Source organism: Komagataeibacter diospyri (assembly GCF_043995075.1).
Lineage (GTDB): Bacteria > Pseudomonadota > Alphaproteobacteria > Acetobacterales > Acetobacteraceae > Komagataeibacter > Komagataeibacter diospyri.
The window spans coordinates 2,404,583-2,424,298 of record NZ_CP171836.1 but is presented as its reverse complement, the minus strand read 5'-3'; the positions used below and the strand labels follow the sequence as shown (position 1 = coordinate 2,424,298).

The window sequence follows — 19,716 nt, the reverse complement described above, 5'->3', positions numbered from 1 at the left end:
TAGATGCTTCAGAAGTTGTAATGCAGTTCACAGCCAACCCAGCGCGGCGTCTGGATGTACTGCGCACGGTTGTTGTCGCTTCCGGTAAAGGAATAGGTCGTGCCCTTGTTGTTCTGCAGGTTGTCAACATATACGGCGGCAGTCCATTTGCCTGTCTTGGGGCCAACCTCCATGCGTAACCCCAGGGAGCTGATCTTGCTGGTCTTGGCATTAGGGTCACCCAGTGCCGCCCACATATTGTCTTTCCATGTATAGCTGGCCTGCAGGGTAACGCGATAACTATCGATATCGATATTGTAGCGTGCGACGCCGCTCCACGAAAAACGGGGAGAAAAGGGCAACGGGGAATTGTGTGCCACCGCCGGGTCAAGGGAAAGCCCGTTAATATAATTGACCGGGCTTTTGACCTGCGCATCAAGATAGGCAAAGGAACCACGGATATCGAGGTTGGGCACCAGGTTATGCAGTGTGGTTGAAAGTTCACCACCACGGGTGCGTGCACGCGGGATCGTGCCAAGCGTAAGCGAGTTTTCGGTTGTCGTTATCGGTGCGAAGAACAGGGTCTGACGGTTGTGATATTCATAGTCGAACAGGGAGCCTTCTACCTCAAGCCTGTTGTGCAGAAGGGAAGACTTGATGCCGACTTCATATGCAATCAGGTTTTCCGGCTTGACGTAATCAAGCGCCCCGGCCGCCAGCACGGGTGCGGCAAAATAGGAACCGGCCTTGTAACCATTTGAAATCGTGCCGTATGCATAAGTGCCCGGCACAATCTGGTAGCGCAGGCCCACGCGCCCGGTAAAGCGATGATAGTCATGACGTTCATTAACGCCAGTCAGTGCATCACCTACCCGCGCATTATATGGTGCCAAAAGTCTTGGGCTATTGGCGCCAATTTCCGAATATCTTGATCCTCCGTCAAAACCGCGTTCGTCATAGGAGAAGCGGCCAGACGCAATGAAGTCCAGTTTCTTGGTAATGTTGGTAACCGTGTTTACATAAACGCCGGTGGACAGGTTCTGCTGGGAAAAGTGGTTGTCCAGGGCGAGCGCGCTGCTGGACTGCATGCGGTCACTGGTATAGTCGCCGTCGATCTTGTCGTATGATTCAAAAACACCAACGGTCAGATGGAAGAATTTCGTAGGATTCATGCGCAGGTGCATGTCATGCGACTGCGCTATGGCCGTATCATTCCATCGGTAGTCAGCAATATGAACGGCTGAACCGTCATAGTTGTCAGTATCGTCACGACGATAGAAATCGATGGCTGTCGTGGACGAGAAGTCACCAAAGTCAAACGCCTTGGTATAATTGACGGACAGACCCCCGCCATTCTCGTTTCGCTGGGGAACGGCGTTGCCCACGCTGACCGCATTGGCTGAAGGGTTCATGCCAGTATCACCGCTGGAAACCGGCCCGATATCCTGTGGTGAGGTGGAAGTGCCCTTGTCGCGTGTGTAATGGAGGTTCAGCAGCAACGAAGACGTATCATCAATCGTAAATTTGGTCAGGTTACGAATGGCCAGAAGGTCCTGCGAACCATAGCGTGCGCCTGTTGATATGTCTTTCTGCCAGCCATCGCCCTTGACATAATTGAAAGCCAGACGGTTGGATATCCTGCTGGTGATCGGGGTATTGATGGCAAAGCGGCCACGGTTGGTATTATAGCTGCTGTAACCCCATTCCGCATAGCCACCGAATTTGTCGGATGGTTTTACAGACTGGATATTGATGCTGCCACCAGTGGTGCTGCGGCCCATGTCAAAGCCCTGTGGGCCTTTTTCCGTGGCAACGCTTTCAATATCAAGCATCTGACCGGTGTAGAATACGGGGAAGGGGGCGAATACGCCATCCAGATAAATACCAATCCCGCCCATGTTGGTGCCGACATAGTCATCCAGACCAACACCACGGATGGAGAAAATGGGCGCCGAGCCGGATACGGCATTCGTTGCCGTCACACCTGGCGTGAACGCTGCAATATCCTTCGGGCTTTCAAGGTGAAGCGAGCGCAGTTCTTTCCCGCTGATCGTATTCACCGTACCGGGCGTGGCCAGATAACGCTGCGCATGTGACCGGGTCACTGTTATCTGTTCGGGCGATGCCTTGGGAACCGCCGCACCCTGACGGCGTGGCATGGCAGTGGAATGGTGTGCGGCGATATGTTTCGTATCAACCGATTGGGCGCTGGCAGGTGTCGTTGCGGCAACGGCCAGCGGTGATGTCGATGCCAGCAGCAGGCAGGGCAGGGCGGGCAGACGGGCATATGTCGGGACCGCAGCCAGAAGACGGAAGGAATGACGTAAAAAATATAGTTTCATGCCGATATTCCTGTTTCATTCCCGTTAAACCGATCCCTGGGGCGCAAAAAAACCCCATTTATCTTGCTTTGATTCTTACAATAAGGCGTCTCGTGTATTGGTTTATAAGAAGCCAAATCACACTTTTTATTATCTGTATGTAATGGATCGAAAGCCCAATAATGTGGCGGATGCAAGCGCGTAAAAGTCATATAACATATTGATAATTATGAAAGTTTAATTCTGAGTTATGCGCGGGATGCTGCTGTGTGAAAGGGCAGGAAACAGCTTGGTTTTTTTTTGATGTTGCCTGACTACAACATCCTGTGAAACACGAAGACACATCTGGTGTTTAGATCCAGTCATGGCCTGATCCGGTCTGCTGCTGCGATGTGGATGACGATGAGGAACGATATGGCTGTTTTCTGGGATGCAGTGGCGACAGCACGCCACTCCATTGTGCATCGCAGGTTCATGTGGCGCTGTCTTGCCCCGAGGGGAACCGCCTCAATCAGGGGGCAGATCGCCCGTGTTTCATCAGAAAGCGCCTGTTCCGCTTCTTTCTCTCTACAGGACGGATTTCAGGTCATGACAGGCCCTGCTTTGTAATATGCAAGGCATGCTCTTCAGTAGGAAATCATCTGGTCGAGGAAATCCCGCGCGCGTTGTGTCTTGGGGTTTGTAAAGAATTCGGCCGGTGGCGTGATTTCCAGAATCCGCCCCTTGTCCATGAAAATGATCCGGTCGGCGATATGGCGCGCAAACCCCATTTCATGGGTGACACACAGGGTGGTTATGCCCTGCTGCGCCAGGTCATTCATGATCGCGACCACACCCGAAATCGCTTCGGGGTCCAGGGCCGCGGTCGGTTCGTCAAACAGCATGACCTCGGGCTGCATGCACAGCGCGCGCGCAATCGCCACGCGCTGCTGCTGCCCGCCCGACAGCTGGATGGGATATTTATTGGCCTGTTCGGCAATATTGACCTGCTTCAGAAACCGCATGGCCATTTCTTCCGCACTGGCGCGCAGGGTTTTCTTGACCAGGCGCGGGGCCAGCGTGCAGTTGTCCAGCACGCTCAGATGCGGGAACAGGTTGTAGTTCTGGAACACCAGTCCGACGGTCGCGCGCAGTTGCGTAAGGTCGGTCTGCGCATTGATGATCTGGCCATCAATGCTCAGGATACCGCTGTCATGCGGTTCGATGCGGTTGAAGCAGCGGATCAGCGTTGACTTGCCTGAACCTGACGGGCCCAGCACGACAATCTTTTCCCCGCGCTGCACATCAAAGCTGATCCGGTCTAGTGCGATGAAATCCTTGTACAGCTTGCTCAGGTTGCGGACTGAAATCATGGCCGACGGGTCGGGCATGGTCTTGGGATCAGGATTCATTTGCGGTCGCCTTGTGACGGTCAGCCCATGCAAAGCGGCGTTCAACACGTTTTTGCAGGAACAGGAAAAAGAAAACCATACCCAGATAGTAAACCAGCGCCGCGGCGTAATACTCCGTGAATTCGAACGTGCGCGCCACCTGGATCTGGGTCACCGCCAGCAGCTCCTGAAGCGAGATGACCGATGCCAGCGACGTAGTCTTCAGCAGGCTTATGAATTCGTTGATGGTGGGGGGCAGTGCAATGCGCAGGGCCTGCGGGAAGATGACATGGCGGTATACCTGTCGCCGCGACATGGCCAGCGCGTCCCCTGCCAGTTCCTGTCCCTTGTCCACCGCGCCAAGGGCGGCGCGGTTGATTTCGACCTGATAGGCGGATTCATTGATCGACAGTGACAGCCACGTGGCCAGAAAGGGGGTAAACCATGCCTCGCGGAAGATCGGCAGGAACTGCGGCAGCGCATTCCATATGAACAGCAGCTGCAGCAGTGTCGGTGCGCCACGGAATACTGACACATATCCCTTCAGTACCATCTTGAGCAGCGAATCCCGCCCGTTCAGTGCCAGCGCCATCGGAATCGAGATCATGATGGCGGTAAAATGCGACAGGACGGCTACCGCCAGCGTGATGAACGCGCCGCGCATGAAAGCAGTTGATGTCAGCGCGGAGAAAAACGTGTCCCACCGGAACATGGGAGCAGGCGGCGTGCGGGTCAGCGCCTTTGCCGCATCGGGGGAGATGGCCCATTTCTTCTGGATCGCGGCCATCTGCCCGTTCTGGCCCATGGTGGCGATGGCCTGTTCCAGCAGTTCGCGGTCATGCGCGTTCTTGCGGATATACAGTGCGAAATGCCGGTATTCGGGATAGGGGGGCACAAGGATGACGTTGACCTTCCCGTGCAGCTGTTCCTGCCGGTAGTACAGTTCCACATCCTGGCTGGCGAAGGCGAAGACACGCCCGATCAGCACCTGCTGCACCACCTGGTCCTCGGTCGGGTACTGCTGGATGATGATGGGTGCGCGACCGGCCTGGACCAGTGCTTCATTTTCTTTTGCCAGCCGCGCGCTGTAGCTGGTGCCCGACTGCACGGCCACTGTCTTGCCCGACAGGTCGGCCATGCTGGACAGAGGTGGGGTCCCGGCACGCGCCACGACCACCAGCGCCGTGTCCTGATAGGAGACGGCATCGAAATTCTTCTCGCGGTCCGGCAGCTTTATGATGCCACTGGCCACCATCGAACACCGCTGCGCCGCAAGACTGGGGAACAGGCCGGTAAAGTCCATGGTCGTGACGACCATGGGCACATGCCAGTATTCCGCCAGCCGGTGGGCGATATCCATATCGATCCCGTCCACGGCGTTGACGTCGGTGCCGTTCACGAATGTCATCGGTGGTAGGGTGGGGTTGGTGCAGACTGTCAGCGTACCATCATGGATGAAGCCGGGCAGGTCGGGATCGGCGGCCTGCGCACTTCCCGCAATGGCCAGTACCCCCGCAAGGGCGGCTGCCAGTGCGCGGGGCCGGAAGCGGAAAGAACAGCGGCGCATGAACTGCGCCATGGAATGGGTCATACGGTGTGCTCCACGGGGGTATGGGGCAGGAATCGAGGGTGGAAAACCATCTGTGTGGCGCCCGCGCTAGCAGGCTTCTTCCAGAATGCGGCGGAATATATCGATCATCAGCCCGGTTTCGGGCGATGGTCGGGCAATGAAGTAGAAACCCGTAACCAGTTCCAGCCCCCCCAGCGTGATGCGGCGCAGCAGGCCGGATCGCAGCAGGGGCTGGGCAAAGGGTTCAGGCAGAAAACCGACATAACTGCCCGACAGGATCAGCAGAGCGCGCGAATCAACGTTTTCGGCAGCTGCGGCAAAGGTCAGGTGGGGACGTATCCCCTCCCACATGGGTGACGATGCGGCGCCCGATACCTCGATCATGCGATGCTGGGATAGTACTTCGGGGGTGATCTCGTCTTCGGGCATGCTGAACAGCGGATGGCGCATGCCGCAGAACAGGTGCAGCTCCTCCCGGAACAGGGGGGTCGCGTGCATGTTGGGCAGGTGGCGCGGGTTCAGCATGATCCCGGCGGAAGCCTGCCCGTTCAGTACCGCGAATTCCACCTCCCGCGAGGATGCGGAACGGATGTCGAGGAACACCCCCGGATGGCGGGTGGTGAAGATTTCGATCGCACGGACCAGCGCCGTTTCACCATGGATCTGGATATTGTCAGGCACGTACAGGCAGAACCGCCCCGACAGGGTGCCGCTGGCTTCGTTGATGCGCTGCTGGAAACGCGCGATGTCGGAAAACAGGGTGTTGGTGGCTTCCATGACCATCCGCCCTTCCGCCGTCAGCGCAAATCCGCTGCGTCCGCGCATGCACAGCCGCAGGCCAAGGCGGTTTTCCAGCGCCGAGATGTCGATGCTGATGGAAGACTTGCTTTTGCCCAGCGCCACTTCGGCGGCGGCAAACCCACCATGTTCGGCCACCGTGCGGAACACGCGCAGCAGGCGCAGGTCCACTTCGGCGATCTGGCCGTGAAAACCGGCGGCCTTGCGGTGTGGCGCCTTGCGGCGCGCGCCGTTGCCCGGACTTGATGTATGTTCTCGCGTCATGCAGGATCGATTCACCAGGTATCAGACATGGAACATGCCGTGCCGCCATGCTGGCAACCGGAATTATTCCTGTATAAGAACATAGGCAGGCGTTTGTCCCTTCTCATTGTCGGAAATGGCCAATTCGTTGTCAGCTTTATCCATAAACCGCAACGATGGACAGGTGGAATGATTATGTGTGGGTGTCAGGCGAAAAGCGTAAAATACTGATCTGGAAATAAAAAATGTCTGGCATGCGCGGCTGCCGCATCCCTGCGCGGATGATGGTAATGGTAACAGGATGTGCCGTTTGCCAAGATTAATGAAAATACAAAGTAAACTATGGACCATTGATATTTGAACGTCTGTGCCCCCCGCTATCTTTCGGGAAATACCCTAGTGTATTCAGTTATGTGACAAGGATTAAAGGCAATGGTCGCGAACCGCTGGTTTATTGACAGTGAAACCGGGGATCTGGCGGATGTGCTGCTATGTCCCCCTGATTATTATTCCTGGATTCCCAGTAATGATATCGCCATCCAGAGCATGGCCAACGGTGCGCAGATTGACCGCGCCGCGCTGAATGCGCAGTTCAGGGAACTTGTCGCCACGCTGGAAGGCGAACAGGTCAGCTGCCATTTCCTGACCCCGCACAAGGACATGCCGTACGAGGTGTACACCCGCGACAGTTCCCAGACCACGCCGTTCGGCACTGTCGTCACCAACCTCGCCCGTCCCGAGCGTACGGCGGAAATCACGCCGATCCATGAATTCTACGGCAAGGACGAAATCTGGAAGACCTGCACGAAGGGCCATATCGAAGGCGGTGACATCCACATCATCCGTCCCGGCCTGCTGGCGGTTGGCGTCAGTGGTGGCCGTACGGATGAAGCCGGCGCCGCCGAGTTCATAAGCTGGTTCGAGGAAGCCGGCTGGACCTGCCGCATGATCCGCTTCCCCGAACATTTCCTGCACCTGGACGTGATCTTCACCATGGTGGCGGAAGATCTGGCCATCGCTGCGGTGGACGTGATCGCCGACGAGGATCTGGACTGGTTCCGCGCGCAGGGCATCCGCCTGCTGCCGGTCAGTTACAAGGAAGCCATGCGGGACATGGGCTGCAATGTCCTGTCGCTGGGTCGTGAACGCGTGGTCAGCCCCCATCATTGCACGCGCATCAACCAGATGCTGCGCGCCGAAGGCCTGACGGTGCTGGACCCGGAACTCAATCAGTTCTCGCAGGGTGGTGGCAGCATCCACTGCATGACCATGCCGCTGCGCCGCAAATCCCTGAAGAAGGACTGACCCACCGTATGGGGGCAGGCATGGTCGTGCCTGCTCCTGACATGTGCGGCATGGTCCCGTCGCGCGGTCAGGCACGGCACGTCCTGCCGACCTGATGCATCCCTGGCCAATTGCGCATCGTCCGGCGTCATTCAACGGAGAGACAGACCCGTGGGTATGGAAAACAGCATCTCGATCGATGGCTCGCAGCTATGGTCCGACCTGATGGAAACGGCACGTTTTGGCGCGACCGCGCGTGGCGGGCTGCATCGTCTGGCGCTTGGGGCGGATGACCTGAAGGTACGCGAATGGTTCGCCAGCACATGCCGGGCGCTGGGGTGTGAGGTCATCCATGATTCCATGGGCAACCAGTTCGCACGCCGTCCCGGCACGCAGCCTGACCTGAAGCCGATCATGATTGGCAGCCATCTGGACACGCAGCCGACCGGCGGGCGTTTTGATGGGATTCTGGGTGTGCTGGGCGGGATTGCGGTGCTGCGCGCGCTGGAAAATGGTAAGGTCCAGACCCGCCACCCGATTGAAGTCGTCAACTGGACGAATGAGGAAGGCGCACGCTTTACGCCCCCCATGCTGGCATCCGGTGTGTTTGCCGGGGTCTTTACCGAAGACTATGCCCGCAGCCGTCCCGACCGTGACGACATCACCCTTGGTGAGGCCCTGACACAGGGCAGGCAGGCGGGCGCGCAGCCCTGTGGCCAGCATCCCGCCGCCGCGTATTTCGAACTGCATATCGAACAGGGGCCGGTGCTGGAGGCCGAAGAAAAGACGATCGGCGTGGTGCAGGGCATCCAGGGCATGCGCTGGTACGAAGTACGCGTCATGGGCCGGGATTCCCACGCGGGCACAACACCCATGACCATGCGTGCCGACGCCATGTGGGCTGCCGCCCGCATGATCGATGCAGTGCATGGTGTCGCGATGTCCCATAAGGACGGTCTGGGCACGGTCGGCATTGTCGACTGCCAGCCCGCCAGCAGCAATGTCATTCCCGGCAACGTCATGTTCACCGTTGACCTGCGCAACCCTTCCGACACTGTCCTGGAAGCGATGGAGCAGGATTTCCGTGCCCGGATCGCGGCATTGGCCGAGGATTGCGGGGTTGAGGCGATCGTGTCGCCGGTATGGAATTCAGCCGCCGTGCATTTCGACCCCACCTGCGTCGCCTGCGTGCGTGAGGCAGCGGAGGAGGAACGTTATTCCATGCGCGACATCGTATCCGGCGCCGGGCATGACGCCGCCTATATGGCGCAGGTGGTGCCAACCGCCATGGTGTTTGTCCCCTGCCTGAACGGCATCAGCCATAACGAGGCCGAAAGTGCCGAACCGGTGGATGCGACAGCAGGTGCGAATGTCCTGCTGCATGCCGTGCTGCTGGCCGATACCCGGATTGACGCGGCATAAGAACAGGTGCGGCGGGGTTATTTCTTCAGCCGCACCATGACCACTTTCGGGTGGTGACCGACCCATTCGACATCGACAATACCGGAATCGGTTATCAGATCGCTCAGGCGCGTATAGCCAAAGTTGCGGGCGTTGAAGTCCGACGCCTGCTTGGCCAGATGCGCACCGATCGATGCGAGGTTGGCCCACCCGTCTTCATTCGATGATGCATTGATGGCGTTGCGCAGCTTGTCCAGATCCTGTTCATCCAGGGTCTGCACTGGCTGTCCCGAGGACAGGCCACGGGACATTGTCCGGTCTATCCGGTGCCTGTGCGTTTCCACGTCATGCGTGGCGTGGTGGTTGAGGACATCGAAATAGACGAATTTGTCACATGCCGTAATGAAGGGACGTGGCGTCTTGCGTTCCCCAAACCCGTAGACCGTTACCCCCTGTTCACGGATGCGGGCGGCAAGGCGGGCGAAATCGCTGTCACTCGATACAATGCAGAATCCCGCAAAACGCCCGGTATACAGCAGGTCCATCGCATCAATGATCATCGCGCCATCGGTGGCGTTCTTTCCGGTTGTATAGGCAAATTGCTGCACGGGCTGGATTGCGTGTTCCAGCAGGCATCCCTTCCAGCCGTTCAGGTTGGGCTTTGTCCAGTCGCCATAGATGCGTTTGACACTGGCCACCCCATAACTGGCGATTTCTTCCAGCAGGCCAACGATGATCCTGGGGGATGCGTTATCCCCATCAATCAGTAAAGCGAGTGCCTTTTCAGAATTGTTCTGCATCATGCCCTTCGGAAAATCGTGCTCCAGCCGCTGGTCAGATACAGGCTGCCGACCTGTCGGGCAAATGACGTGATCCCGCTTTTCACCCATCATGCCTTTGGTGGCGTACATGCCTAAGTGTACTTTGGAAAATTCCTATTTACACATGTGACCACGGCGGTTGATCGTCGTTGCGTAAACATATCATTTCGCGTCTATTGAGGGGGTAGCTGCATTACATGATCCGTGCCTCGATCCCGTCCGGCTTTCCCATCTGGTCCACACTGGGGGGCACCAACTGATGCAACTGGACATATTCAAGACGCTGTGGGGCGATATGCGCCCATGGGACCAGCCTGTTACCGATATGCGGGCGGCCGGTTTTGACGGGATCGAGGCACGGATCCCGTCCACCGTGGCGCAGGCAACTGAATGCGCACGGATACTGCGGGGCGAAGGTGTACCCTATATCGGTATCGCCATGACCGGTGGCGGCGTGCTGCCGCGGCAGGCCGCCAGCGTGGATGATCATGTCACCGACCTGCGTGCCATACTGGAACGCGCAGTACCCATGTCACCGCGTTTCATAAACGTGCTGGGCGGCAATGATCGGTGGAATGCGGCCCAGCAGGTTGAATTCATTGCACGGGCACAGGAGGTGGCGCGTGACACCGGCCTGTTGTGCAGTTTTGAAACCCACCGCGCGCGCATCCTGTCCAGCCCGTGGATGACGCTGGATGTCATCCGCCAGCATCCCGATGTGCTGTTTACGACGGATATCAGCCACTGGGTCGTGACCTGTGAGCGCCTGCTGGATGACCCGCTGGATGATTTCAGCGCCTTTGTCAGCCGGGTGCACCATGTGCAGGCGCGTGTGGGGTATGACCAGGGGCCGCAGGTGCCCCATCCGGCAGCCCCCGAATACCAGCCTGCCCTGCGCTTTCACCAGCAGTTCTGGGAGAAGGTCTGGCTGTCCCAGATGGCGCGGGGCTACACCACGACGACCCTGACCCCCGAATGCGGACCGGATGGTTATCTGCACACGCTTCCCTTCACCAACGCCCCCGTGACCGATCTGTGGGGGCTGAATGTGTGGATGGGGCAGACGGAACGTCAGCATTTTCTGGATTTCATCTCGACCAAGCAGCAGGATCACGCGTCATGACATCTACCAAACAGGATACGGTAATGCCCGGTCACGTTGAGACCTTTACGTCCATTCCCGTTGTCAATATCGCGGGGTTGTACAGCCCCGATCTTGCCAGGCGTCAGGCCGTGGCGGAAGAACTCGGGGCGGCCGCGCGCAATGTGGGCTTTCTCTATATTTCCGGCCATGACGTGCCGGATGCCGCAATCGCGGGCGTGCGCAGGGCCGCGCGGGATTTCTTCGCGCTGCCTTACGAAGAAAAGATGAAATACTACATCGGTGCGTCCGCCACGCATAAGGGCTACGTGCCGGAAGGCGAAGAAGTTTACAGCAAGGGCCGCCCAGACCATAAGGAAGCCTTTGACATAGGTTTCGAGGTCCCGGCTGACAACCCGCTGGTCAAGGCTGGCACGCCACTGCTGGGGCCGAACAACTGGCCTACGGTGCCGGGTTTCCGGTCCGAGGCCGAAGCCTATTACAAATCCGTTTTCGCGCTGGGCCGCACGCTGTTCCGTGGCTTTGCCCTAGCCCTTGGGCTGCCGGAAACGTATTTCGATGACCTCGCCAATTTTCCGCCTTCCAAACTGCGGATGATCCATTACCCATATGACGCGGATGTAAAGGATGCGCCCGGTATTGGTGCGCATACCGATTATGAATGCTTCACCATCCTGCTGGCGGACCAGCCGGGGCTGGAAGTCATGAACGGCAATGGCGAGTGGATCGATGCGCCGCCGGTACCCGGTGCCTTTGTGGTCAATATCGGCGACATGCTGGAAGTCATGACGGCAGGTACGTTTGTCGCCACCGCGCATCGCGTGCGTAGTGTCCCGGCGGAACGATATTCCTTTCCCCTGTTCTATGCCTGCGACTATCATACCAAGATCCAGCCGCTGCCAGCCTTCGCCAATGGTACGCAGGATTACGAGACCATTACCATCGGGGAACACATGTGGGCGCAGGCGTTGCAGACCTACCAGTACCTTGTCCGTCGCGTGGCGGACGGGACGCTGTCGCTGCCCACGGGCGCGCGCAAGGTGGCCACGTTCGGGCATTTCAAGCGCACAAAAAATGATAAGGCCTGACCCCGTCACGGCGGTCAGACGTTTGCTACAGGATGGGATTTTCCGACATCATGTCTACTTCACCGGTTACATCATCTGCCATGACCGAGCAGGCCCTGCGTGAGGACCTGGCTGCAGCCTATCGCCTGATGGCGCATTTCGACATGACCGACCTTGTCTATACGCACCTGTCCGTGCGTCTGCCGGGGGACCGTCATGCCTATCTGGTCAATCCCTATGGTCTTCTGTTCGAGGAAATTACCGCAAGTTCCCTGGTTGTTGTGGATGCGGACGGCCTGCCCAGACAGGAAACGTCCTGGCCGATCAACCCGGCGGGTTTTGTCATCCATTCCGCCATCCATCGCAGCAGGCCGGATGCCGCCTGTGTCATGCATACCCATACCATTCCCGGCATGGTGGTGGCGGCACAGGACCGGAACATCCTGCCGCTGAACCAGATCAATATGGAATTCTACGGCAGCGTCGGCTTCCATCCCTACGAGGGGATCGCGGCGGATGATAACCTGAGCGAGCGCGAACGCCTTGTGCGTGACCTTGGTGACCGTAATGCGCTGATCCTGCAAAACCATGGACTGCTGACCGTCGGCACGACCGTCGCGCATACGTTCTACCGCATGTATTACCTGAACCAGTCATGCAAGATCCAGATCGCGGCGCAGGCGACGGGCGTGCCGTTGCACGTTCCATCCGAGACACAGATCCTGCGCGCAAAGAAGCAGTTTGATGATGATCCCGATCAGGGCCGCCTGATCTGGCAGGCCCTGCGTCGTAAGCTGGATCGTGAACAGCCGGATTACAAGAACTGATGCAGGTTTTTAGAGGATGTTGAGAAACAACTATTGAAAAACAGTTGTAAAAAAGTTTTCGGGTGCCGCCTTTTTGAAAAAAATTCCTGACCCAAAACGTCCTTATGATTTGCGGGCTGTTTCAAACAGTCTTGTGGCTGCAGGTTATTGCGGCAGATAAACAGGTCACGGTTTGACAGGCCCGCAGGTCTTTATGGCCTGCGGGCCTGTTTGCATGATGCCATGTATGGTCTGTCAGGCGGCTCAGGAAGAAATGGATAAGGCGACCAATCGCATCATTTGGCAACCCGTCCCAATAGCTAATGATTGCCGGGGAAAGAGACAGTGCACAAAGGCCAGGAAAGGCCGTTCCAGAAAGTATTTCGGAAGGTATTCATGAAATCATGAAGCAGTTTTTGGTGAATATTTTTCCCAAAAGCTTCAGGAAACGCTGCGTGTTTGGAACAAGGCAGCGCCCAAAAAATTTTAATACTTTTGTCAAACGCCAATTACGGAAGAATATTTAAACCAGTCTACGGAACAGGATTTCCAGCGCATGGTCATGATGTCCGTCGGGTCTGCGAGCTGCGGGACTCGAACCCGCACGCTCTATCAAACACCAGACAGACAACTCGTTGAAAATGAACGAAAATTTCAGCCGTTACCGTCCTTCAAAGTTGCTGATCCCGCACAACCTGCGGGCCACCCGGTGGAGCAGTCAAGTAAAAAATTGAGATAGATTGCTCTCAGTTGCCCATGATTTCAAAGTGTGTTTTTAATGGAGCTGTATTCTTATTTTTATAACGGAATGAATTATGCCTGATAAGCCTTGGATAGATGCTATCGTTCAAGTTCTGCAAGAAAGTAATCAATCATTATCTTATACAGATATAGCTGATAGGGTTGTCCAGCAAGGATTAAGAGAAAATGTAGGAGCAACTCCAGCAAATACGGTTAATTCTTATATAATAAAAAGCATAAATGAAGGATCAAAATTATTTGTTAGAACGGGGAGGGGTATTTATTGGCTGTCTGAAAAAATCAATGCAGAGGAAAATAATAATTCTCCTTTGAGTGATTTGGAAGACGCAACAAATGATGGTGAAGATGCACAAAACTCTACCGGGTTGATTAATGCGTTCGGAATGTTTTGGGAAAGAAATTGGATCACTTGGTCAACCACCCCTAAGCTGTTGGGCCAGCAGCAGATTGGAGCTTTATCTGTTGATTTCTTCAAGCAAATAGGGGTCTATTTGCTTTATGATGGATCTAAGGTTGTTTATGTTGGTAGAGTCATCGATCAGCCGTTAGGGCGAAGGCTTTTTCAGCATACTCGTGATCGTTTGCAGGGGCGCTGGAATCGATTTTCATGGTTTGGCCTTTATCCTTTAAAAGAAGATGCAGAAAATACAAATGTCGAAATAAATGATAATTACCAAGCGAACTTTGACACGTCTGTTTTAATTGAGACCTTGGAGGCCCTTCTAATTGAGGGGCTGGAACCCCCTCAAAATCGTCGCCGTGGAGATAATTTTAAGGCTACAGAGTTTCTTCAAGTTCGCGACCCGGAAATTAATCGTCTACAGGTAATGAGATATTTATCTGCAATGAGTGATATGATTCCGCAATAATAAGGTCTTTTTCAACCCAGTAGCGGAAGCATTAATTATCGATAACGTCAAAAGAATATATTTCTATGCTTTAGGGGGTCAACGGGGGAGGTTCCTCCCCCTTGCCAGATGTCGAATGGGTAGCCATTTGACACTGCTGGCTCCCTTTTAAAACGTTCCCTTTTTGAAGGCTGTTTCGGGGTAGCTTATTGCCTCTATGGTTTGCAGCAAATTGGCTGTTGAGATGCCGGTCAGATAGATCGTGGTGCCCTGACTTTTATGGGTTGCTTCATGACCGAGTAGGCGGTCAATCCATACCTCCCGAATATTGGTATTCGCGTTTCTGAGTTGTGTGGAAACGGTATGTCGGAACGAGTGGAAGGTGATTTCTGCGGGCAGGCCGATACGGGTCTTGAGCAATGAAAAAGCCCTGCCAAGGGCTGCGCCCCTGACACTCTGTTTCGAGGTTTCCAGACCCGGAATGAGATAAGGGCCGTCAGTGGTATCCTTCAGAGCCAGCGCTCCCGCTTCAATCAGCTTTGAATGGATGGGTACAGTGCGGGTGCCTGCTTCTGTCTTTGGTGACCAGCCATCGTCAGAATGTGGTCTGACCATAAAGCAGGGGACACCATCAACGGTTTGGAGGTCTTCTTTGCGCAAGGCGCAAATCTCGCCTAATCGCATTCCGCTGTAAGCTGCAACCAATGTGACCAGCCGGAAGGTCTGTTCTGGCACAGAAGTGCTATGCCATGATGCAGAGGTCAGCAAAGCCAGTTCTCTGGCTGTCCAGCTTCTGCGTATGGTCTTTTGCCCATTCTCGAAATTCCAACCCGTCCATGGGTTCCGTGTGACCAACTCCCTTTGTAACTGGTTCCACAGGGCCGAGAGACGCATCATATGGTTTTTTACGCTCTTGCCACTCAAGGTTGGCAGACTTTCCTCTCTGGCCCGCTGTGCCTCTTCTGCAAGTGTCAGACTGCTCTTACGTTTGCCCAGCGATGCGGGAAGGGAAAATAGCAGGTCACGGAAGGCTCCAGCCTTCTCGCCCCCTATGATGGACACAGGGGCATCGCCAAACGCTTGCAGGAAGAGGTCTACGGCGCGCTGGGTGGCTTTCTTGGTGTCGGCGCTGGCATGAGGATTATCCAGCACGAAGCGTTTCAGGGCATCGGAGAGCATAAGGGGAGTAGCCTTGGCGGGTTTGGTTGCTTTCTTTATCGTTCGGGGTTTTGGCATCGGTGCTGACACCGGTATGGCCCCCGTTCCCTGAGCAGATGAAGGCTGAATCACGCTCTGCAAATCCCGCAGTGAAACCCGCAGTCCTTCAAGCCTGCTTAAAGCATCTGGTTCAGCCAGCACAGAATGAGCTTGCATGAACAGTTCAGTGGTTTTGGCGTCCAGGAATGATGCTCGTTTGCGGGCTTCGTTCTGGTAGCCGGTTTTCAGGGAAACCCAGATTTCCCGCCGGTTTAAGGCTGCTCGCAGGGCAGGGGGAATAATACGGCGGAAGTGGTAGGTGGTGCCTCGGACACGGAGCATAAAATCTTCCCTCGGTGGGGAAGGATGATGGAGCAAAGACAGCCTTTGCCCCTCATTCAGCCGAAAAATCGTGCTATTTCAGGTGTCTGTGGTGCGAACTGCGGGACTCGAACCCGCACGCCCTGTTGCGGGCGCAAGATTTTAAGTCTCGTGCGTCTACCATTCCGCCAAGCTCGCATATGCGTTCATGTTTAGCATATGCGGCGCACAGGACAATCATCGGTCATGATTTTATTGAATTAAGTTATGGGAACCCTGTTCAAGAATCGCGGGATATCCCAAGCGGCGTTTCCTGCATGGACAGGGTATCCTGCCTGCTGGCCCCTCATTGCGGCGGTCAGCAGGCAGTAGCCGTATTACTGCTGGAATGCGCGGGCCAGGATATTCTGTTTTTCCAGTGATACCGGCAGGGTGGTATTGGTCAGGGCAATACCCTGCCAGCCTGCGCCGAGTGCCGTGTAAAGGTTGATTGCATCCTGCAGGCGCTCCAGCCGTGCCATGGCCTCGGCATTCTGCGCATTCAGGGTCGTGCGTTCGGTTGTCAGCACTTCCAGGAACCCGACCAGACCGGCAGCATACAGCTTGCGTGCGCGCTCACTGGCCAATGCGCTGTCTTCCGCCGCCTTGGCCAGCAGTTCGGTGTGTTCTTCATCATCATGCCATGCGGCCATCGCGTCCTCGACTTCCTTGAAGCCGTTGAGAACGGCCTGACGATAGGCAAGCCGGCTGGCTTCGGCTGCAGCCTGCGCCATGCGGATCTGGGAGGTGTATTTCCCGCCATGCATTAGCGGCAGGGACGCCATCATCAGGAACTGCCAGCTCATGCCGCCCATCTGGAACACCTGATACAGGGCAGACGCATTGGGATTGAAGTTCAGCGGAATGGTGAAATTCGGATACAACTGGGCTACGGCAACACCAATGCGCGCCGTGGCTTCGGCATAAACACGTTCGGCCTTGCGAATGTCAGGACGGTTGGCAATGACCATAGAGGGCAGGGTAGACGGGAATTCCGGCACTGGCGGCAGGGGCCTGGCCACCTTCAGTTCCAGTTCCGATGTACCAGGCATCTGCCCCATCAGTACATCAAGCGCATGCGTGATCTGGGAAATATGGGTTTTCAGCGGTTCACGTGCCGCCGTCTGTGAATCCAGTTCCGCCTTGGCCTGCGCGATCTGCATGGTGTTACCTACGCCTTCCAGGTACAGGCGGTTGGTCAGGTCATAGGCGTCCTGCGCCACATGGATGTTGTTATTGGCGATTTCCAGCCGTAGCTGCTGGTCACGCAGCATCATGTAGTCACCTGCCAGTTCGGACAGCATCATGACCATGACGGCGCGACGGTCCTCGATCGATTCCTCAACCGCGCGGTTCTGGGCTTCCACGCTGCGGCGGATGCGCCCGAATACGTCAATCTGCCAGCTGGCGCTGAAACCATAGCCCAGGTACGACGCCTGCGGGTGGTTGTCCGGATTGCCGGGTCGTAGCGGCCAGTTGTCGATATTGATCGAATACCGCACGTCACCCGCGGCTGCCTGTGTATCCACCTGTGGATACCACTGCGATGCCTGCACGTCACGGATCGCGCGCTCGGCCATGATGCGCTGGCCCGCAACCTGCAGGTTGTAGTTCCCCGCAATCGCCTTATCGACCAGCCTGTCGAGTTCAGGATCCTTGAACAGGTGCCACCACTGCTTCAGTTCCTTATTGGTTTCCTCGATTTCCTCAGGCGTTGCGGCGTGGTCATCCTCGGTAAACTTGGCCGGGGGTTTCATCCGGTCGGGCTGGTAGCGGGGGCCTACCGTACAACCGGCCAGAAAAATGGCCGATGTCAGGAACAGGCCGGTCCGGCGGGTAACTGCGTTGATGTTCATGATCGTGCCCGGCGCCTTACAGATGGTCTTGCAGCCATGTCGTCAGACGGCCGCGTTGGGTACGGGACTGGGGACCGACGCTGATCGTGGCGGTCATGCCGGCCGCCAGTGTCACGCTGTCAGGCACATGGTCCAGGTGGATACGGACCGGGATACGCTGCGCCAGCCGCACCCATGTAAAGATCGGGCTGACATCCTGCAGCCCAAGACCGTCGGGCTTGCCGTTCTGGTCATTGATACCGCGGGCGATACTGACTACATGACCGGGAAGGATGTCCTTGTAACCCATCAGCTTGACGCGTGCGTCGTCACCCACATGCACGCCCCACATCTTCGTTTCCTCGAAGTAGCCGTTGACCCAGTAGGAATCAGCGTCGATCACCGCCAGCCGCGCATGGCCCGCCGTGACATAATCACCCACCCGCAGGTTGAGGTTGGTGATGTTGCCGTTGACCGGGGAATACAGGATGGAGCGCTGCAGGTTCAGCTTGGCCAGGTCAAGGGCTGCGCGCGCCGCGTCAACCGATGCGATCTGCGTTGCCACGTTCGAGTTGAAGACTTCCTGTTCTTCCGCCGACACGATGCCACCCAGTCCCATACGGCGGCGTGCGTCATTCTGCTTGAGTTTCAGGTCTTCCAGCGCACCATCCAGGCGGGCCTGTGCCTCGCGGATGGCAAGGCGGAAACGTACGGGGTCAAGCACGAACAGGGGGTCGCCCCGGTGCACGAACTGGTTGTCGACCACGGGCAGTTGCACCACGGTGCCCGACACTTCCGGCGCTACGTCCACGACATAGACGCGAACACGCCCGTCACGTGTCCAGGGGGCAATCATGTAGGTGTCCCATAAGGTGACGCCCATGACGATGGCCATCGTCACGACCGCCAGGGTCAGGACCACACGGATCAGGGTGCGAAGGAGGGGCATGGGGATTTCTCGAACCTTCTTGGGACAGTCAGATGTACAGGATCATCAGGCAGAGGACGCAAGTGTATAGCGCAACCTCGAACAGGGCGAGATGCCAGAACCATTTCATTATGCCGCACCACCATAACAGTGATCGCAGCAGCATGGTGACAGGCAGGGCAGCCACGGCATAGACGACAATCGGTGCCATGAAGACACCGAATAGGTTGAATTCGCTCAGCATCAGGCGGTTCTCATTCCGAACGGTCCCGTTGAAGGAGAAGCAGGCACGGACAGATCATGGCGGATTGTGACCGTGCCCGCCGCTATCTGTAGCCGACCAGACGCATGGAAGAAACCGGCAATGGAGACAAACCGCACTGATGATGCATCCCGTCGTGGCATCGGGTGCCCCCATGCAGGCAGTGCCGCGGCAGGGGAACATGATGGAGCGGGCAGGAAAAAGGGGGTCATGCCTGTCCCCCGCCCGGGGTGCCGGTCCGGGCGCACAGATTGGCCTCGATCCGTTCAAATACGGAATAGCAGGCCTGCAGTTCGGGGGTGGAAATACCATGCAGCAGGCGGTTGGATACGGCTTCCACCGCATGGCGGACCTGACGTGCGGTGCGTTCGCCCTTTTCCGTCAGGCTGACCAGCTTGGATCGTTTGTCGTCACGGTCGGGGGAACGGAACACCAGGTCACGTCGTTCCAGTACATCAAGCAGGCGGGCAACGGACGGGGCTTCGATTTCAAGGGCGCGCACCAGATCGGTCTGGCGCACCGGCGGCGGCAGCAGGCCAAGGTACAGCACCGGCCGCCACGTCGCTTCCGTCAGGCCGTATTCATGCAGGTCGCGGTCAACCTGCCTGCGCCACGCGGCGCCAAGCCGGGCGAGACGGCGACCAAACGACAGTTCCTTCTCGTTGCGCTCCAGATCGGGCATTCTGTTCCGCCAGCAGGGATACACAATTATTAAGCATGCAAACCATTTGCGTGCTTAGTATATCCAGAAGCTGCACGTTT

General features: G+C 56.8%; 16 protein-coding genes and 1 tRNA gene. 6 read left to right on the top strand and 11 right to left on the bottom strand.

Features of this window, described 5'->3' with window-relative positions; all coding sequences use genetic code 11:
- Positions 1 to 8: 8 nt before the first annotated feature.
- The 4 genes from ACE2AA_RS11345 to ACE2AA_RS11330 all read right to left on the bottom strand — a co-directional run bounded on the left by ACE2AA_RS11345 (position 9) and on the right by ACE2AA_RS11330 (position 6,302).
- Positions 9 to 2,321 carry a TonB-dependent receptor gene (locus ACE2AA_RS11345; RefSeq protein WP_395369840.1) on the bottom strand — a complete coding sequence of 771 codons (2,313 nt, stop codon included), beginning with the start codon at positions 2,319 to 2,321 and terminating at the stop codon, positions 9 to 11.
- Between the two features lie 605 nt (positions 2,322 to 2,926).
- Positions 2,927 to 3,691: an amino acid ABC transporter ATP-binding protein gene (locus ACE2AA_RS11340; RefSeq protein ID WP_395369838.1), complete on the bottom strand. Its 765-nt coding sequence runs from the start codon at positions 3,689 to 3,691 to the stop codon at positions 2,927 to 2,929.
- The gene (locus ACE2AA_RS11335; protein ID WP_141261450.1) at positions 3,681 to 5,261 is read right to left on the bottom strand and encodes an ABC transporter substrate-binding protein/permease; all 1,581 of its coding nucleotides are present in this window, start codon (positions 5,259 to 5,261) and stop codon (positions 3,681 to 3,683) included. Before ACE2AA_RS11335 ends, ACE2AA_RS11340 begins: the two co-directional genes overlap by 11 nt.
- A gap of 66 nt (positions 5,262 to 5,327) precedes the next feature.
- Entirely contained in the window at positions 5,328 to 6,302 is a 975-nt protein-coding gene (locus ACE2AA_RS11330) for a LysR family transcriptional regulator (RefSeq protein ID WP_141261449.1), read from the bottom strand.
- A 411-nt stretch (positions 6,303 to 6,713) separates the two neighbouring features.
- Here ACE2AA_RS11330 and ACE2AA_RS11325 point away from each other — a divergent pair, with 411 nt between their 5' ends.
- Entirely contained in the window at positions 6,714 to 7,586 is an 873-nt protein-coding gene (locus ACE2AA_RS11325; protein WP_141261448.1) for a dimethylarginine dimethylaminohydrolase family protein, read from the top strand.
- 150 nt (positions 7,587 to 7,736) lie between these two features.
- Positions 7,737 to 8,987, top strand: a complete 1,251-nt coding sequence (locus ACE2AA_RS11320) for a M20 family metallo-hydrolase (RefSeq protein ID WP_141261447.1) — start codon at positions 7,737 to 7,739, stop codon at positions 8,985 to 8,987.
- Positions 8,988 to 9,004: 17 nt separating this feature from the next.
- On the opposite strand, the gene ACE2AA_RS11315 is transcribed toward ACE2AA_RS11320, so the two are convergent.
- Complete coding sequence (locus ACE2AA_RS11315) at positions 9,005 to 9,877, bottom strand: NYN domain-containing protein (protein WP_395369835.1); 873 nt, start codon at positions 9,875 to 9,877, stop codon at positions 9,005 to 9,007.
- 169 nt (positions 9,878 to 10,046) lie between these two features.
- Here ACE2AA_RS11315 and ACE2AA_RS11310 point away from each other — a divergent pair, with 169 nt between their 5' ends.
- The 4 genes from ACE2AA_RS11310 (at position 10,047) to ACE2AA_RS11295 (ending at position 14,393) form a co-directional block, all read left to right on the top strand.
- The gene (locus tag ACE2AA_RS11310) at positions 10,047 to 10,910 is read left to right on the top strand and encodes a sugar phosphate isomerase/epimerase (protein ID WP_141261445.1); all 864 of its coding nucleotides are present in this window, start codon (positions 10,047 to 10,049) and stop codon (positions 10,908 to 10,910) included.
- Entirely contained in the window at positions 10,907 to 11,977 is a 1,071-nt protein-coding gene (locus tag ACE2AA_RS11305) for an isopenicillin N synthase family oxygenase (protein ID WP_141261444.1), read from the top strand. The genes ACE2AA_RS11310 and ACE2AA_RS11305 overlap by 4 nt, the downstream gene beginning before the upstream one ends.
- Before the next feature lie 50 nt (positions 11,978 to 12,027).
- Complete coding sequence (locus ACE2AA_RS11300) at positions 12,028 to 12,783, top strand: class II aldolase/adducin family protein (RefSeq protein WP_227001049.1); 756 nt, start codon at positions 12,028 to 12,030, stop codon at positions 12,781 to 12,783.
- Positions 12,784 to 13,577: 794 nt separating this feature from the next.
- Positions 13,578 to 14,393: an HTH domain-containing protein gene (locus ACE2AA_RS11295; protein ID WP_395369832.1), complete on the top strand. Its 816-nt coding sequence runs from the start codon at positions 13,578 to 13,580 to the stop codon at positions 14,391 to 14,393.
- 147 nt (positions 14,394 to 14,540) lie between these two features.
- Here ACE2AA_RS11295 and ACE2AA_RS11290 read toward each other — a convergent pair whose 3' ends face one another.
- From ACE2AA_RS11290 to ACE2AA_RS11265, 6 genes are all read right to left on the bottom strand, one after another.
- Positions 14,541 to 15,911 (bottom strand): DUF6538 domain-containing protein, encoded by a 1,371-nt coding sequence (locus ACE2AA_RS11290; protein WP_395369831.1) that lies wholly within the window; start codon positions 15,909 to 15,911, stop codon positions 14,541 to 14,543.
- An 89-nt stretch (positions 15,912 to 16,000) separates the two neighbouring features.
- Positions 16,001 to 16,088 (bottom strand) — tRNA-Leu (locus ACE2AA_RS11285).
- A 179-nt stretch (positions 16,089 to 16,267) separates the two neighbouring features.
- Positions 16,268 to 17,785 carry an efflux transporter outer membrane subunit gene (locus ACE2AA_RS11280; protein ID WP_141261429.1) on the bottom strand — a complete coding sequence of 506 codons (1,518 nt, stop codon included), beginning with the start codon at positions 17,783 to 17,785 and terminating at the stop codon, positions 16,268 to 16,270.
- Positions 17,786 to 17,801: 16 nt separating this feature from the next.
- Positions 17,802 to 18,713 (bottom strand): HlyD family secretion protein, encoded by a 912-nt coding sequence (locus tag ACE2AA_RS11275; protein WP_141261428.1) that lies wholly within the window; start codon positions 18,711 to 18,713, stop codon positions 17,802 to 17,804.
- 28 nt (positions 18,714 to 18,741) lie between these two features.
- The gene (locus ACE2AA_RS11270; RefSeq protein ID WP_010510087.1) at positions 18,742 to 18,936 is read right to left on the bottom strand and encodes a DUF1656 domain-containing protein; all 195 of its coding nucleotides are present in this window, start codon (positions 18,934 to 18,936) and stop codon (positions 18,742 to 18,744) included.
- Positions 18,937 to 19,162: 226 nt separating this feature from the next.
- On the bottom strand, positions 19,163 to 19,636 hold the full coding sequence (locus tag ACE2AA_RS11265) for a MarR family winged helix-turn-helix transcriptional regulator (protein ID WP_025437126.1): 474 nt from the start codon (positions 19,634 to 19,636) through the stop codon (positions 19,163 to 19,165).
- Positions 19,637 to 19,716 lie beyond the last annotated feature (80 nt).

Bases quoted from the DNA above. Each gene is read 5' to 3' on its own strand.
- ACE2AA_RS11345 (WP_395369840.1), bottom strand. From the start codon at position 2,321: ATGAAACTATATTTTTTACGTCATTCCTTCCGTCTTCTGGCTGCGGTC.
- ACE2AA_RS11340 (WP_395369838.1), bottom strand. From the start codon at position 3,691: ATGAATCCTGATCCCAAGACCATGCCCGACCCGTCGGCCATGATTTCA.
- ACE2AA_RS11335 (WP_141261450.1), bottom strand. From the start codon at position 5,261: ATGACCCATTCCATGGCGCAGTTCATGCGCCGCTGTTCTTTCCGCTTC.
- ACE2AA_RS11330 (WP_141261449.1), bottom strand. From the start codon at position 6,302: ATGACGCGAGAACATACATCAAGTCCGGGCAACGGCGCGCGCCGCAAG.
- ACE2AA_RS11325 (WP_141261448.1), top strand. From the start codon at position 6,714: ATGGTCGCGAACCGCTGGTTTATTGACAGTGAAACCGGGGATCTGGCG.
- ACE2AA_RS11315 (WP_395369835.1), bottom strand. From the start codon at position 9,877: ATGTACGCCACCAAAGGCATGATGGGTGAAAAGCGGGATCACGTCATT.
- ACE2AA_RS11310 (WP_141261445.1), top strand. From the start codon at position 10,047: ATGCAACTGGACATATTCAAGACGCTGTGGGGCGATATGCGCCCATGG.
- ACE2AA_RS11305 (WP_141261444.1), top strand. From the start codon at position 10,907: ATGACATCTACCAAACAGGATACGGTAATGCCCGGTCACGTTGAGACC.
- ACE2AA_RS11300 (WP_227001049.1), top strand. From the start codon at position 12,028: ATGTCTACTTCACCGGTTACATCATCTGCCATGACCGAGCAGGCCCTG.
- ACE2AA_RS11295 (WP_395369832.1), top strand. From the start codon at position 13,578: ATGCCTGATAAGCCTTGGATAGATGCTATCGTTCAAGTTCTGCAAGAA.
- ACE2AA_RS11290 (WP_395369831.1), bottom strand. From the start codon at position 15,911: ATGCTCCGTGTCCGAGGCACCACCTACCACTTCCGCCGTATTATTCCC.
- ACE2AA_RS11280 (WP_141261429.1), bottom strand. From the start codon at position 17,785: ATGAACATCAACGCAGTTACCCGCCGGACCGGCCTGTTCCTGACATCG.
- ACE2AA_RS11275 (WP_141261428.1), bottom strand. From the start codon at position 18,713: ATGCCCCTCCTTCGCACCCTGATCCGTGTGGTCCTGACCCTGGCGGTC.
- ACE2AA_RS11270 (WP_010510087.1), bottom strand. From the start codon at position 18,936: ATGCTGAGCGAATTCAACCTATTCGGTGTCTTCATGGCACCGATTGTC.
- ACE2AA_RS11265 (WP_025437126.1), bottom strand. From the start codon at position 19,636: ATGCCCGATCTGGAGCGCAACGAGAAGGAACTGTCGTTTGGTCGCCGT.